The organism is Neorhizobium sp. IRS_2294 (assembly GCF_050500145.1).
Lineage (GTDB): Bacteria > Pseudomonadota > Alphaproteobacteria > Rhizobiales > Rhizobiaceae > Neorhizobium > Neorhizobium soli.
Genome location: NZ_CP191439.1, coordinates 386,953 through 399,658, shown reverse-complemented (window position 1 = coordinate 399,658; position 12,706 = coordinate 386,953). Strand labels below are relative to the sequence as shown.

Sequence of the window (12,706 nt, the reverse complement as noted above, 5' to 3'; positions counted from 1 at the left end):
GGAAGGATCATGAAAAGGATCACTGCGACACGAGTCTTTGTAACCGTTGCGCTCTCGACGCAGGTGCTTTCGCTGCCGGCTCAAGCGCAAGACGACCGGCGGTTCCAGCTGGAGCGGACCGAACAGGGCATCGTGCGGCTGGATACGCAAACCGGCGCGATGTCGCTGTGCAACGACACCGACGGAGAACTGGTCTGCCGCATGGCACCGGACGAGCGGGCCGCCTATGAAAAGGAACTGGATCTGCTCGAAAAACGCGTGACCGCGCTGGAACAGCGTCTTGCCGATCGCCCCAAGACCTTTCCTGATGACGATGCTGTCGACCGGTCGCTCTCGATCATCGAGCGGTTCATGCGCGGCGTCATGTCGTTGGTGCGGGAATTTGGCGGTGAGCCGCAACCGGACAGGACCTGAGTCATGCTATTTTGCAGACTTGTGTCGCGCCACACTCGGCGCTACACATTAGGTATTACAGGGAAAGCACGACTATGCCTTTGGGAGGGGGCGTGGACATGCAGACACTCAACATCATCATCGCCGACGACCATCCGCTTTTCCGCGGTGCGCTGAAACAGGCGATACAAGGCGTTGCCGACGAAATTGTCATCATCGAAGCGGGCGACTTCGATGCGGCGAGAACAGCGGCGCAAGACAATCCCGAAACCGATCTCATGCTGCTCGACCTTGCCATGCCGGGCGTGAGCGGATTTGCGGGCCTGACGTCGCTCAGGTCGGCCTTTCCGGCGCTACCGGTGATCATCGTTTCAGCCACGGACGATCGCAGCACGATCAGGCGGGCGCTCGATCTGGGCGCTTCCGGCTTCATTTCCAAATCCTGCGGGCTGGACGATATCAGGGCCGGAATACAGGCCGTGCTGGAAGGCGATATCTGGGTGCCGAAAGGCGAGACATCGCAGAGCGAGGAAGACGCCGCAAGATCAGACATTCTCGACCGTCTGCGGACGCTGACGCCCCAGCAGCACCGGGTTCTGTCGATGCTTGGCGAAGGCCTGCTCAACAAGCAGATCGCCTACGAGCTGGGCGTCTCGGAGGCGACCATCAAGGCGCATGTCTCGGCTATTCTTTTGAAGCTGAACGTCGATAGTCGCACCCAAGCCGTCATCAAGCTCGGCCGGCTCAACATGGCCATGGTGGCGTAGGATAGCAGCAAAGGATTTTATTCCTTTTCTGCTTTACGAAATCCCCCTGCTGGGCTAAATTCTGCGACGAGCAAGCGGAGATCGCTCATCTCCGGGCGGCGGCCTTGAGGGCCGGTATCCTTGACGCTTGCATCCAACGGGACTGATCGGCAATGGCAGGCGGAAGGCGGCAACGGCTGTTTCCTCTTGTGCCGGGGGCAGGGACGACGATGCTGTCACATGAGACGATATGGATCGCGATCGACACGCTGGCTGAGCGTCATCAGCTGTCGCCGTCCGGGCTTGCCCGACGCGCAGGACTGGATCCGACCTCGTTCAACAAGTCGAAACGGCTTGGCCCCGACGGACGACTGCGATGGCCCTCGACGGAATCGATTGCCAAAGTTCTGGAAGCGACCGGCGCAACGGTCGATCAGTTCATGAGCTATCTGCCGCATGCGATGGGCAGGTCGCAACTTCCCGACGGCAATTTTCCATCCCAGAACGGCACGATCCCGCTGCTCGGCTTTGCCCAGGCCGGCTCCGGCGGCTTTTTCGACGATGGCGGTTTTCCTGCCGGACAGGGCTGGGATGTGGTGGAGTTTCCCGTCGATCCTGCTCGAAAAGCCGGTGTCTACGCGCTCGAGGTCCAGGGCGATTCCATGATGCCGCTCTATCGGGACGGCGACGTGCTGATCGTCGAGCCCGGCGCACAGGTTCGGCGTGGCGACCGCGTGGTGTTGAAAACCCGCGAGGGCGAAGTGATGGCGAAAGTTCTGGCGCGCCAGAGTGCGCGCCTGATCGAGCTTCTGTCGCTCAACCCCGAACACGCGAACCGTTCCTTCGACACGGCCGATGTGGAATGGATGGCACGGATCATCTGGGCGAGCCAGTAAGCCGCGTTGCATTCAACGTATCTTGAGAAAAAATTCCTTGGTCTCAGTAGAGGCCGTTCGGGAAATAGCGCAGGTAGAGTTCCTGCAGGCGGCCGTTGCGCGACAATTCGGCCAGCGCCTGATCAAAGGCGGCGGCAAGGGTCGGATCGTTTCTGCGGACCATGATGGTCAGGCCTTCGCCTAGAAATTTCTGCGACAGGTAGGGGCCGTCGAACAGGCTGCAACAGGTCTCCGATGCCTCGCTTGCGACCCAGAAAGGCAGGCGAAGGCCATCGGCAAAGACCGCATCGACTTGTCTCTCCTTCAGCGCTGCCAGCATGTCCTCGTAACTGTCGAACGGCTTTTGCGTGATCTTCGGGAAGAACGCTATTAGCATCGCCTCATGCGCCGTTCCCTTGACGACACCGACCGGACGATCGCTGAGGTCCGATACCGTGGTCGCAGCCAGTGTCGCCGCGTTGTTGCGGGCAAACCTTGCCGGGATACCGAGATAGGGCCTGGAAAACAGAAAGCGCTGCCGCAGCGACGGAGTTGCGGCGACCGCTGCCATCACGGCCTCCCCGCCCCCGTCTTCCAGGGTCTTTTCGAGATCCGCGAAGGGCATGGCCTGAATCTGGCACTTTGCCTCGATCTTCAGGACCGTGCAAATCTCGCGGGCGAGATCGATGTTGAAGCCTGACAGCCGGCCCGATTGATCTGCGAAATTGAAAGGGGGGAAATCAACAGTCGTCAGGATGCGCACGCGCAGGATTGTCGACATATCCTGGCGCTCCACGCGTTCTCGTGCGTCAAACATCAGCGGAAGCTGGGTCGCCGGGGTAGAAGGCGGAGCGGTGGAGGCCGCAAGTGCCTGCGTTGCGGACAGAAGTCCGTATATCACCACCACCAAGAGCTGCATAAACTTGAAAACACCACTGCTTTTTAGGGATGTAATCAGGTATCGCATCTTTATGATCCGTGTGGGGCAATAGGGGTTCGTCTGCGGACGGTGTAGCAGCAACATGCGCTCAGAGGAACATGCTTCGCAGCCGACCTATCACGACGAAACGGGGGCGCCGCCGACCGACGAGATCGAGTCCGGGCAATTGCTCGACTTTCGTCCCGGCATCCAGGTCGAGCTGACAGCGCTTGCGGCCCTCGGTTTCTCGAAACCGTTGATCGCCACGCTGGCTGGCCTCTCCAGGCAAAACGGGACGACGGTCGAGGCCGAGCTTCTGGCATGCGGCGACGTGAGGGAAGACGCCTATTACGGTGCCATCGCCCGTCTGCTGCGACTTCCCTTCGTCTCGTCGCTCGATCCCGCGCTTGTCGTTATCCTGCCCTCGACCGACGCCCAGCTGACACGCCCGACCATGGTGAGGATCGCCCATCGCAACAAGGCGCAGGAAATCGCCATCGTGCCGGAGGCGGCGCGACTTTCGCAGATTGCGGCAACGCTTGCGACCCTGCCGCTTGTGGGCCGCGATCTCGTCATCACCACGCCGAGCGCCATTCGCGAATCCGTCTGGAAAGCCGATGCAGCGCGCCGCATCCGCGAGACCACGAATACCCTGTTCGAGCAGAGACCCCTGCTGTCGGCCCGCGTTGTGCTCGCAGGCCACCAGGGCTTTTACGGTGGGTCGTTTCTGACGACCCTTGCCTGTCTCCTGCTGATTGCACCGATCGATACGCTGCTTGCGCTGCATATCGTCCTGTCGCTCACCTATTTCTCGACGCTCTGTCTTCGGCTTTCGGCGATGATCCGGCAAACGTTGGTGGCGCCTGAACGCGTGCCAGTCGCTCCACCGTTCGGGCTGCTGCCGCGTTACACTATTCTGGTCGCACTCTACCGCGAAGAGGACATGGCCGAGCAGTTGGTCGCAAGCCTCAAGCGGCTGGACTGGCCCGCATCTCTGCTCGACATCAAGTTCGTATGCGAAATCGACGACCGGCAGACGATCGAAGCCTTGAAGGCGCTTGAGCCTGGCCCCCAGTTCGAGATCGTCGAAGTGCCGGCCTATGGTCCGCGGACGAAGCCAAAGGCTCTCACCTATGCGCTGAAAGGTGCGCGCGGCGAATTCACGGCAATCTACGACGCCGAGGACAGGCCGCACCCGCTACAACTCCGCGAGGCGTACCGGCGGTTTCGCGCGGCACCATCCGAACTCGCCTGCCTGCAGGCACCACTGATCATCACCAACGCCCGGGAAAGCTGGTTGAGCGCGTTGTTTTCGCTCGAATATGCAGCGCTGTTTCGCGGCCTTTTGCCGATGCTCGGGAGAATGAACATGCCGCTTCCACTCGGCGGCACGTCCAACCATTTCCGCACCAGCGCGCTGATCGCAGCCGGCGGATGGGATCCGTACAACGTGACGGAAGACGCCGATCTTGGCATGCGGCTCTACCGGCTCGGCTTTACCGCCGACGTGATGCGGCACCAGACTCTGGAGGACGCGCCCTTATCGATCAAGGTGTGGACGTCGCAGAGAAGCCGCTGGTTCAAGGGCTGGCTGCAAACCTGGCTGGTGCTGATGCGCGACCCGGCGCGGCTGATCGGCGAAATCGGCATCAAGCCTTTCTGCGTGATCCAATTGCTGGTGGGCGGCATGCTTTTGTCATCGCTGCTGCATCCGCTGATCCTCGTCTTTCTCGGCGTCGGCTTCTCGGCAATGCTGCGGGCGCCGATCGACACGCTGCCGGTCGAGGTCGTCGGCCTGTTCGCGATCGACTTCACCAACATTCTCGGCAGCTATCTCATCTTCCTCGGCCTCGGCATCGGATCGATGACCAACCACGAAAAGCGCCTCGTCGGCCGTCGCTGGGTTGCGGTGCCGCTCTACTGGATGATGACATCCTTCGCCGCCTGGAAGGCGCTGTGGGAACTCAGGACAAAGCCGTTCCACTGGAGCAAGACACCCCACATGCCGCGACGGAAGGAGAGCTGATCGGGAGGGGGATTGGAGCGGGTGAAGGGAATCGAACCCTCGTATTCAGCTTGGGAAGCTGCTGCTCTACCATTGAGCTACACCCGCGTCGGGGGAAGGTTTCCAACAATGGGCCTTGTCTGTCAAGGTCGCCGGGGTGGAAGCGTCCGGGGATGTCCTAGCTGCGGAAATGCTTGGAGAGTTTGAGGCCCTGCGCCTGATAGTTCGAGCCGAGGCCGGAGCCGTAGAGGCCCTGGGGTTCTTCCAGCATGTGTTCGTAGACGAGGCGACCGACGATCTGGCCGTCTTCGAGGATGAACGGGACCTCGTGGCTGCGCACCTCTAGGACTGCGCGGCTGCCGCGGCCGCCGGCGGCCTCGTGGCCGAAGCCGGGGTCGAAGAAGCCGGCGTAATGGACGCGGAATTCGCCGACCAGCGGGTCGAACGGTGTCATTTCGGCCGCGTAGAGCGGTGGCACATGGACGGCCTCGCGCGAGACGAGGATGTAGAATTCATCCGGATCCAGAATCAGTTCGTTGCGGCCGCGGCTGTGGATCGGCTCCCAGAAATCGAACAGATCATGCTGGGCCTTCTTGTCGACATCGACGACGGCCGTGTGGTGCTTGCCGCGGTAGCCGATCAGGCCATCGTTGTCGCCGGCAAGGTCGATCGATAGCGCTATGCCGCCGCCGGAAATGTTCGGCTGCGCGGCGGCGACCAGCGTTTCGGCTCCATGCAGCGCCAACAGCTCCGGCTCCTGCAGAAGGGCGTTGCCGACGCGGAAGCGGATCTGCGACAGGCGCGAGCCTTGGCGCACGACGATCGGAAATGTGCGCGGGGAAATTTCGAGATAGAGCGGACCGCGATAGCCTGAAGGGATCTTGTCGAACTCCTGGGCGCGATCGGTGATGACGCGGGTAAAGATATCGAGGCGGCCGGTGGAGCTTTTCGGATTGGCCGAAGCCGACATCTCGGCCGGCAGATCGAGGCTTTCCATCAGCGGCACGATATAGACGCAGCCGGTTTCGAGGACGGCGCTTTCGGAGAGATCGATGACGTGCAGGCTGAGGCGCTCGAGCTTGTCGGACACGAGGCTCATCGGCCCCGGCATGAACGAGGCGCGCACGCGAAACGCCTTCTGCCCCAAGCGCAGATCAAGGCTCGCCGGCTGGATCTGGTCCTGATCAAGCGCCCTCTCGGACTTCAGCCGTCCTTGTTCGAAGAGCGCCGCAATTGCGCGGTCCGCCAGAATTCCCGTTTCGCGAGCCATCATGTCTCTTTCAGATTTTGGGGGCGACAAAACCAAATGCGGACCATTGACGCAAGCGGAAGCGAGGCGTAAGGCAGCTTTATCCCGTGGTGATTTGGCCGGTCGGCTTGCAGCCACGTTAAACAAGTGGCTAAAAAGACCGGGTTGAAAACCGGTCTGCGATTGCGGCCGGTTTTTTTTGTATCACGAAGGTGATGAACACATGAGCAAATCCCCGAACAAGAACTGGCGCCCGGCCACCACGCTCGTCCATGGCGGCACGCTGCGCTCGCAATATGGCGAGATGTCGGAAGCCATCTACCTGACGCAGGGCTTCGCCTACGACAGTTCAGAAGCCGCCGAGGCCCGTTTCAAGGGCGAGGCCGACGGCTATATCTATGCCCGCTACGGCAGCCCCACCAACGACATGTTCGAAAAGCGCATGTGTGCGCTGGAGGGTGCAGAAGAAGCCCGCGCCACCGCCTCCGGCATGGCCGCCATCACGGCAGCGCTCATGTGCCAGCTTCGCGCCGGCGACCATATCGTTGCCGCGCGGGCCCTGTTCGGTTCCTGCCGCTGGGTTGTCGAAACGCTCGCCCCGCGCTACGGCATCGAATGCACGCTGGTGGACGGTCGCGACCTTGCCAACTGGGAAGCGGCGATCAAGCCCAACACCAAGGTGTTTTTCCTGGAAAGCCCGACAAACCCGACGCTGGAAGTGATCGACATTGCCGGCGTTGCCAAGCTTGCCAATCAGGTCGGCGCCCGTCTGGTGGTCGACAATGTGTTTGCAACGCCGCTCTTCCAGCGGCCGTTGGAACTCGGCGCCCATGTGGTCGTCTATTCCGCCACCAAGCATATCGACGGCCAGGGCCGCAGCCTTGCCGGCGTCATCCTTTCGGACCGCGAATGGGTTCTGGAGCACCTGCAGGACTATTATCGCCATACCGGTCCGGCAATGTCGCCGTTCACGGCATGGACACTGATCAAGGGGCTGGAAACGCTGCCGATCCGTGTTGCCCAGCAGACGTCGAATGCGGCAAAGATCGCCGATTTCCTGGCCGAGCAGTCCAAGGTCGCGAAAGTGATCTATCCCGGTCGCAAAGACCATCCGCAGGCCGATATCATCGCCAAGCAGATGACGGGCGGATCGACGCTGGTCTGTTTCGAGCTGAAGGGCGGCAAGGAAGCGGCCTTCAAGCTGCAGAATGCCATGGAGGTGGTCACCATCTCCAACAATCTCGGCGACACCCGCTCGATCATCACGCATCCGGCAACGACGACGCACAAAAACCTCAGCGACGAAGCCCGTACGGAACTGGGAATTTCGCCCGGCACCGTGCGCTTTTCGGCCGGCATCGAGGATGCGGACGACCTGCTGGAAGATTTCGCGCAGGCGCTGAAGCAGATCTGATCGACTTTACGCCGAACGATGGGTAGACCCGGAACGCTCCGGGTTTACCATATCAGTTATCCCTATCATCAAGAACGCGACATTGCCTCAGATGCAAGCCGCGAGAATTCTTGACCTTTCTCCCCCACTGTACGATATCGGCACGATGAGCAATCTTGAGGTGCCAATGTACCGCGCCCGCACCAGAGACATAGACGTCGCCGTCGAGCCCTATTATCTCGAGGAGCAGTCGAGCCCCGAGGACAGTCGTTATGTCTGGGGATACCGGATCGTCATCGAGAACAAGTCCTCGATCAGCGTCACGCTCGTGCACCGCTACTGGAACATCACGGACGAAAACGGGATCGTCGACGAGGTCGACGGACCAGGCGTCGTTGGCGACCAGCCGCGACTGGAGCCGGGCGACAGCTATGAATATTCGTCCGGGTGCCCGCTCGACACGCCATCCGGCGTCATGTTCGGCACCTACGATATGAAGACGGACGAAGGCGAGACTTTCAAAGTCGACATTCCCGCCTTCTCGCTGGATTCACCAGGCGTCGTGCGCGTTCTGAACTGACCCGCAAAGCGGATCAGGCGCTTTCGAATTCTTCCGTCACGAACTTGTAGGTGGTCGAGCAGAACTCGCAGGTTACCGCGATTTCTCCATCTTCCACACTCGCGTGGATTTCTTCCGCAGAGAAGCCGTCCAGCACGCCCTTGATCTTGTCGCGCGAGCAGCTGCAGCGGTCGAACACCGTCTGCGGATCATAGACCCGCACGCCGCGCTCGTGGAACAGCCGGAACAGCAGCCGTTCGATCGCCACCTGCGGATCGGTCAGCTCGTCCGTATCGATGGTGCCGACCAGCGTGCTCGCCTCTAACCAGGCATCGTCCTCGACTTCGACGGCATCGCGTTCGTCACCGTCGCCGCCATGCAGGTCGGGCTGGCGCATGCGCTCAGGCGCCTGCGGAAGGAACTGGGCGACAAGTCCGCCGGCGCGCCAGTTGTGGCGCGGGTTGCCGTCCTCGTCGCGGTCGATGAGTTCGGCGACGGCGAGGCGAACCCTGGTCGGGATCTGTTCGGACTGGCGGAAGTAGACGCCGGCCATTTCTTCAAGCGACGAGCCGTCCATCGGCACGATACCCTGATAGGGCTGCATGCCGCGGCCCTGATCGATGGTCAGCGCAAGAAAGCCATGGCCGAGAAGTTCGGCAGGCGAGATCTTGCCGTTCTCGACGGCTTCGGCCAGTGCATCCTCGTCGTAGCGGGCATAGGCGCGCAGTGCATCCGGCGTGGAGAAATCGGCAACAAGCAGGTCGACCGGGCCGTCACCCTTGGTCTGCATGGTGAACTTGCCTTCGAATTTCAGCGAAGTGCCCAGCAGTGCAGTGAGCACGACGGCTTCCGCCAGCAGCCGTGCGACAGGTGCCGGATAATCGTGCCGTCCGAGGATCGCGTTGAGGAGTGGCCCGAGCTGGACTGCACGGCCACGCACATCAAGACCATCCACCTGGAAGGGCACGACGCGGTCGTCGCCGGCAAAATCGAGTTCGTTCAGTTCAACAGTCGCTTCCGCCATGAGTTAACTCCTTCGCGCCGGCGCTCCCATTTCCTCGAACGCTTTTACACAAGCGACAGCCGCAGCGGAACCGCCGGCCGGGGATTTGAGAACGTTGACGATATCGTGTTGAAGCGCCGCACTCGTTCGGCGGCGCGCTTTGAAAGCCGTCAGATGGTGGCGGCTCTCATCGAATTCAAGTCGGAAGCGCTTTCGATCCTCAGACGATGCCGAAGCACCAGGCAAGGATCGACTTCTGCGCATGAAGGCGGTTTTCCGCCTCGTCGAACACTACCGACTGCGGTCCGTCGATGACCTCGTCGGTGACTTCCTCGCCGCGATGGGCCGGCAGGCAGTGCATGAAGAGCGCGTCCTTGTTTGCCTGATCCATCAGCGCCTTGTTGACCTGATAGGGCTGGAAGATGTTGTGGCCACGCGCCTTGTGCTCCTGGTTCATCGACACCCACGTATCGGTGACGACGACATCAGCGCCGGTGACCGCCCGTTCGGCGTCGTGGCAGAGCATGATCTCGCCGCCATTGTTGCGGGCCCAGTTGAGGAACTTGTCATGCGGCTCGGAGCCCATTGGCACGGCCATGTTCATTTTGTAGCCGAACCGCGCCGAGCCTTCGACGAGCGAGTGCAGCACGTTGTTGCCGTCACCCGTCCAGGCGATGGTCTTGCCTTTGACAGGACCGCGATGCTCCTCGAAGGTCATCAGGTCGGCCATGATCTGGCAGGGATGGGTATCGTCGGTCAGCGCGTTGATAACAGGCACGGTGGCGTGCTCTGCCATTTCCCGCATGCGGTTGTGATCGGTGGTGCGGATCATGATCGCATCGACATAGCGCGACAGGACACGTGCCGTATCGCCGATCGTCTCGGCGCGGCCGAGCTGCATTTCCGTGCCGGACAGGAAGAGCGTCTCGCCGCCGAGCTGGCGCATGCCGACATCGAAGGAGACGCGGGTGCGGGTGGACGGCTTTTCGAAAATCATCGCCAACATCTTGCCGGCGAGCGGCTGGTCGCCCTTGCCGGCCTTGAAGGCCTGCTTGCGGCTTTTCGCGTCGTCGAGAATGGTGCGAAGATCCTCCGGCGAAACCGCCGAAAGATCCAGGAAATGCTTTGGTGATGCCATGCTATCGTCCCCTATCGAGGGGAACCGTCACCGGCACCCCTCATCGCGCTCAGGCTGTTTTCTTGAGTTCTGCCTCGGTCAGCTTTTCGGCTGCCCGTTCGATCCGTGCGAGCCCCTCGCGGGCTTCCTCGGCCGTGATCGTCAACGGCGGCAGAAGGCGCACGACGTTATCGCCAGCAGGTACTGACAGCATTTTCTCATCGCGCATTGCAACGACCAGATCGCCAGCAGGCACCCTTGCCTTGATGCCGAGCATCAGGCCTTCGCCTCTGATATCTTCGATCACATCCGGGAAGCGATCCTTCAGGCTTGCCAGTCCCTGGCGGAACACGAGCGCGACATCGCGGACATTTTCAAGGAAGCCATCGGCCAGCACGACGTCGAGCACCGCGTTGCCGCAGGCCATGCCGAGCGGATTGCCGCCATAGGTCGTGCCGTGAATGCCGGGCTTCATGCCGGAAGCAGCCTCTGCGGTCGCAAGGCAGGCGCCGAACGGGAAGCCGCCGCCGATGCCCTTGGCAACAGCCATGATATCAGGCGTGATGCCTGTCAGTTCGTGGGCGAAGAAGCGGCCGGTGCGGCCAACCCCGCTCTGCACTTCGTCGAGGATCAGCAGCAGACCCCGGTCGTCGCAGATGCGACGCAGCTCGCGCAGGAATTCCTTGTCCACGACGCGCACGCCGCCCTCGCCCTGGATCGGCTCGATCAGCAGCGCGCCGGTGTTTTCGTTGATCGCAGCATTGAGGGCGTCGAGATCACCGAACGGCACCTGATCGAACCCTGGCGCCTTCGGGCCGAAGCCTTCCATATATTTTTCCTGACCACCGGCGGCGATCGTCGCGATGGTCCGGCCGTGGAAGGCACCTTCGAAGGTGATGATGTGGAATTTCTCCGGATGACCCTTGGAGAAATGATAGCGACGCGCCGTCTTGATGGCGGTCTCAAGCGCTTCGGCGCCGGAATTGGTAAAGAACACCTTGTCCGCGAAGGTGGCATCCACCAGACGGCGGGCCATACGCTCCTGCTCCGGGATCTCATAGAGGTTGGAAAGGTGCCAGACCTTCTCGGCCTGCGACTTCAGCGCGTTTACCAGATGCGGATTGGAATGACCGCAGGAGGTGACGGCAACGCCTGCGCCGAAATCCAGATATCGCTCGCCACCTTCCGTCACAAGCCATACGCCCTCGCCTCGATCAAAGCGCAAAGGTGCCCGGGCAAACGTGTCGTAAAGTGCGGCTTCAGCCATGGCGACATCACTCCTCTGGGTAGGTTCCGACCCCCCTCTCCAGACCTCTCCGGAGACCGGGAATGCGGCCTGAAAAATCAAAAATGCCGCCCACCGGGCGGCGCGGGCACTATCATGGCTAAGTGCCTCCATGTCAACAAAACTTGGTGTTTTATAGGGCTTTCGGGGCATATGCCGCGATGCAACCTGATGCTGTATTGCGGCATTTCGGTCTGTGACAAAAATGACTCTTGAGGGCAGCAAGTTGGGGAAAACCGCGAAATCGATTCGCGGCGATTCGAGCGACTCTTGCCACGGAGTCAGCCACACACTAGGTTAATCCTCAATTACTAGAACGCATGCGGCGGAACTAGTCACCTCGAAGCATAGATTGCGTGGGTGCGGCGGATTTATTTCGCCGCAGAGGTGAACGGATTCTGTCTGCCAGCAACGTTCAAAGGCGGAGAACGGCATGAACTGGACTGATGAGCGCGTCGAGCGACTTAAAAAACTATGGTCGGAAGGTCTCAGCGCCAGCCAGATTGCAGCCCAACTTGGAGGCGTAAGCCGCAATGCCGTGATCGGCAAAGTGCACCGTCTCAACCTTCCGGGTCGCGCCAAAGCAGGCGGTTCGGCGTCGGCCAATCGCCCGGCATCTAAGCGCCCAGCGCCCGCAGCTCCGCGCGCGCCGAGCTTTGCCGGACGCGACACAGCCCGTCCCGCAGCACGGACGGTGGGTGCAAACGCCCTCAAGGAAGATCAGGACGTCAACGTCGCGGAGCCGGTGAAATACACCGCTTCCGGCAGCGTCGTCGTGCCGATCTCGCGCCGTCTGTCGCTGACGGATCTCACCGAGCGCACATGCAAGTGGCCGGTTGGCGATCCGCTGACGGACGACTTCCATTTCTGCGGTTGCGATGCGCAGGATGCGTCGCCCTATTGCAAATATCACGCGAAGCTTGCCTACCAGCCGGTACACGAGCGCCGTCGTCCGGCTGCCCGCGCGTCCTAAGCCAGGCGGCTACGGAAACAAGATCGAAGGCGGGCTCTGGCCCGCCTTTTGCGTTTTCGGCATGGCTGACTTGCGCTGAAAAAACTTGCCTCGCACTCCCTGGGCTCCTATTTCGGCCTCGAGAGAGGACGACCTCCCCCTGAATGGGCATAACGCCGGGACGACCCGGCATGAACCTCACCTAAAGGG

12 protein-coding genes, 1 tRNA gene and 1 riboswitch are annotated in these 12,706 nt (G+C 61.3%); of the genes, 7 read left to right on the top strand and 6 right to left on the bottom strand.

Features of this window, described 5'->3' with window-relative positions; all coding sequences use genetic code 11:
* Positions 1-9 precede the first annotated feature (9 nt).
* From ACQY1K_RS02030 to ACQY1K_RS02020, 3 genes are all read left to right on the top strand, one after another.
* Entirely contained in the window at positions 10-414 is a 405-nt protein-coding gene (locus tag ACQY1K_RS02030) for a hypothetical protein (protein ID WP_430258182.1), read from the top strand.
* 98 nt (positions 415-512) lie between these two features.
* The gene (locus tag ACQY1K_RS02025; protein WP_062453903.1) at positions 513-1,160 is read left to right on the top strand and encodes a response regulator; all 648 of its coding nucleotides are present in this window, start codon (positions 513-515) and stop codon (positions 1,158-1,160) included.
* Positions 1,161-1,369: 209 nt separating this feature from the next.
* Positions 1,370-2,035, top strand: a complete 666-nt coding sequence (locus ACQY1K_RS02020; protein ID WP_062453904.1) for a S24 family peptidase — start codon at positions 1,370-1,372, stop codon at positions 2,033-2,035.
* A gap of 43 nt (positions 2,036-2,078) precedes the next feature.
* Here the strand turns inward: ACQY1K_RS02020 and ACQY1K_RS02015 are convergent, their stop codons facing one another.
* Entirely contained in the window at positions 2,079-2,933 is an 855-nt protein-coding gene (locus ACQY1K_RS02015; RefSeq protein ID WP_430258181.1) for a transporter substrate-binding domain-containing protein, read from the bottom strand.
* A 103-nt stretch (positions 2,934-3,036) separates the two neighbouring features.
* On the opposite strand from ACQY1K_RS02015, the gene ACQY1K_RS02010 reads away from it, so the two are divergent.
* Entirely contained in the window at positions 3,037-4,959 is a 1,923-nt protein-coding gene (locus ACQY1K_RS02010; RefSeq protein ID WP_430258180.1) for a glycosyltransferase family 2 protein, read from the top strand.
* Between the two features lie 13 nt (positions 4,960-4,972).
* Here the strand turns inward: ACQY1K_RS02010 and ACQY1K_RS02005 are convergent.
* Both ACQY1K_RS02005 and ACQY1K_RS02000 read right to left on the bottom strand, forming a co-directional pair.
* Positions 4,973-5,046, bottom strand: a tRNA-Gly gene (locus ACQY1K_RS02005).
* Between the two features lie 70 nt (positions 5,047-5,116).
* The gene (locus ACQY1K_RS02000; protein ID WP_062453921.1) at positions 5,117-6,211 is read right to left on the bottom strand and encodes a 2'-deoxycytidine 5'-triphosphate deaminase; all 1,095 of its coding nucleotides are present in this window, start codon (positions 6,209-6,211) and stop codon (positions 5,117-5,119) included.
* A gap of 73 nt (positions 6,212-6,284) precedes the next feature.
* Positions 6,285-6,363: riboswitch (SAM riboswitch) on the top strand.
* A gap of 47 nt (positions 6,364-6,410) precedes the next feature.
* Between ACQY1K_RS02000 and ACQY1K_RS01995 the strand changes: the two genes are divergently transcribed.
* Both ACQY1K_RS01995 and apaG read left to right on the top strand, forming a co-directional pair.
* A complete protein-coding gene (locus tag ACQY1K_RS01995) occupies positions 6,411-7,601 on the top strand; it encodes an O-succinylhomoserine sulfhydrylase (RefSeq protein ID WP_062578956.1) in 1,191 nt (396 codons plus the stop codon).
* 166 nt (positions 7,602-7,767) lie between these two features.
* Positions 7,768-8,160 carry a Co2+/Mg2+ efflux protein ApaG gene (gene apaG, locus ACQY1K_RS01990; protein ID WP_062453923.1) on the top strand — a complete coding sequence of 131 codons (393 nt, stop codon included), beginning with the start codon at positions 7,768-7,770 and terminating at the stop codon, positions 8,158-8,160.
* A gap of 13 nt (positions 8,161-8,173) precedes the next feature.
* On the opposite strand, the gene ACQY1K_RS01985 is transcribed toward apaG, so the two are convergent.
* The 3 genes from ACQY1K_RS01985 to ACQY1K_RS01975 form a co-directional block, all read right to left on the bottom strand.
* Positions 8,174-9,163 (bottom strand): Hsp33 family molecular chaperone, encoded by a 990-nt coding sequence (locus tag ACQY1K_RS01985; RefSeq protein WP_092663650.1) that lies wholly within the window; start codon positions 9,161-9,163, stop codon positions 8,174-8,176.
* Positions 9,164-9,362: 199 nt separating this feature from the next.
* Positions 9,363-10,280 (bottom strand): ornithine carbamoyltransferase, encoded by a 918-nt coding sequence (gene argF, locus ACQY1K_RS01980; protein WP_062453925.1) that lies wholly within the window; start codon positions 10,278-10,280, stop codon positions 9,363-9,365.
* A 49-nt stretch (positions 10,281-10,329) separates the two neighbouring features.
* The gene (locus ACQY1K_RS01975; protein ID WP_430258179.1) at positions 10,330-11,526 is read right to left on the bottom strand and encodes an aspartate aminotransferase family protein; all 1,197 of its coding nucleotides are present in this window, start codon (positions 11,524-11,526) and stop codon (positions 10,330-10,332) included.
* Positions 11,527-11,977: 451 nt separating this feature from the next.
* Here ACQY1K_RS01975 and ACQY1K_RS01970 point away from each other — a divergent pair, with 451 nt between their 5' ends.
* Positions 11,978-12,517, top strand: a complete 540-nt coding sequence (locus ACQY1K_RS01970) for a GcrA family cell cycle regulator (RefSeq protein ID WP_062453927.1) — start codon at positions 11,978-11,980, stop codon at positions 12,515-12,517.
* Positions 12,518-12,706 lie beyond the last annotated feature (189 nt).

Coding starts and splice junctions, on each gene's coding strand:
- ACQY1K_RS02030 (WP_430258182.1), top strand. CDS start 10: ATGAAAAGGATCACTGCGACACGAGTCTTTGTAACCGTTGCGCTCTCG.
- ACQY1K_RS02025 (WP_062453903.1), top strand. CDS start 513: ATGCAGACACTCAACATCATCATCGCCGACGACCATCCGCTTTTCCGC.
- ACQY1K_RS02020 (WP_062453904.1), top strand. CDS start 1,370: ATGCTGTCACATGAGACGATATGGATCGCGATCGACACGCTGGCTGAG.
- ACQY1K_RS02015 (WP_430258181.1), bottom strand. CDS start 2,933: ATGCAGCTCTTGGTGGTGGTGATATACGGACTTCTGTCCGCAACGCAG.
- ACQY1K_RS02010 (WP_430258180.1), top strand. CDS start 3,037: ATGCGCTCAGAGGAACATGCTTCGCAGCCGACCTATCACGACGAAACG.
- ACQY1K_RS02000 (WP_062453921.1), bottom strand. CDS start 6,211: ATGATGGCTCGCGAAACGGGAATTCTGGCGGACCGCGCAATTGCGGCG.
- ACQY1K_RS01995 (WP_062578956.1), top strand. CDS start 6,411: ATGAGCAAATCCCCGAACAAGAACTGGCGCCCGGCCACCACGCTCGTC.
- apaG (WP_062453923.1), top strand. CDS start 7,768: ATGTACCGCGCCCGCACCAGAGACATAGACGTCGCCGTCGAGCCCTAT.
- ACQY1K_RS01985 (WP_092663650.1), bottom strand. CDS start 9,163: ATGGCGGAAGCGACTGTTGAACTGAACGAACTCGATTTTGCCGGCGAC.
- argF (WP_062453925.1), bottom strand. CDS start 10,280: ATGGCATCACCAAAGCATTTCCTGGATCTTTCGGCGGTTTCGCCGGAG.
- ACQY1K_RS01975 (WP_430258179.1), bottom strand. CDS start 11,526: ATGGCTGAAGCCGCACTTTACGACACGTTTGCCCGGGCACCTTTGCGC.
- ACQY1K_RS01970 (WP_062453927.1), top strand. CDS start 11,978: ATGAACTGGACTGATGAGCGCGTCGAGCGACTTAAAAAACTATGGTCG.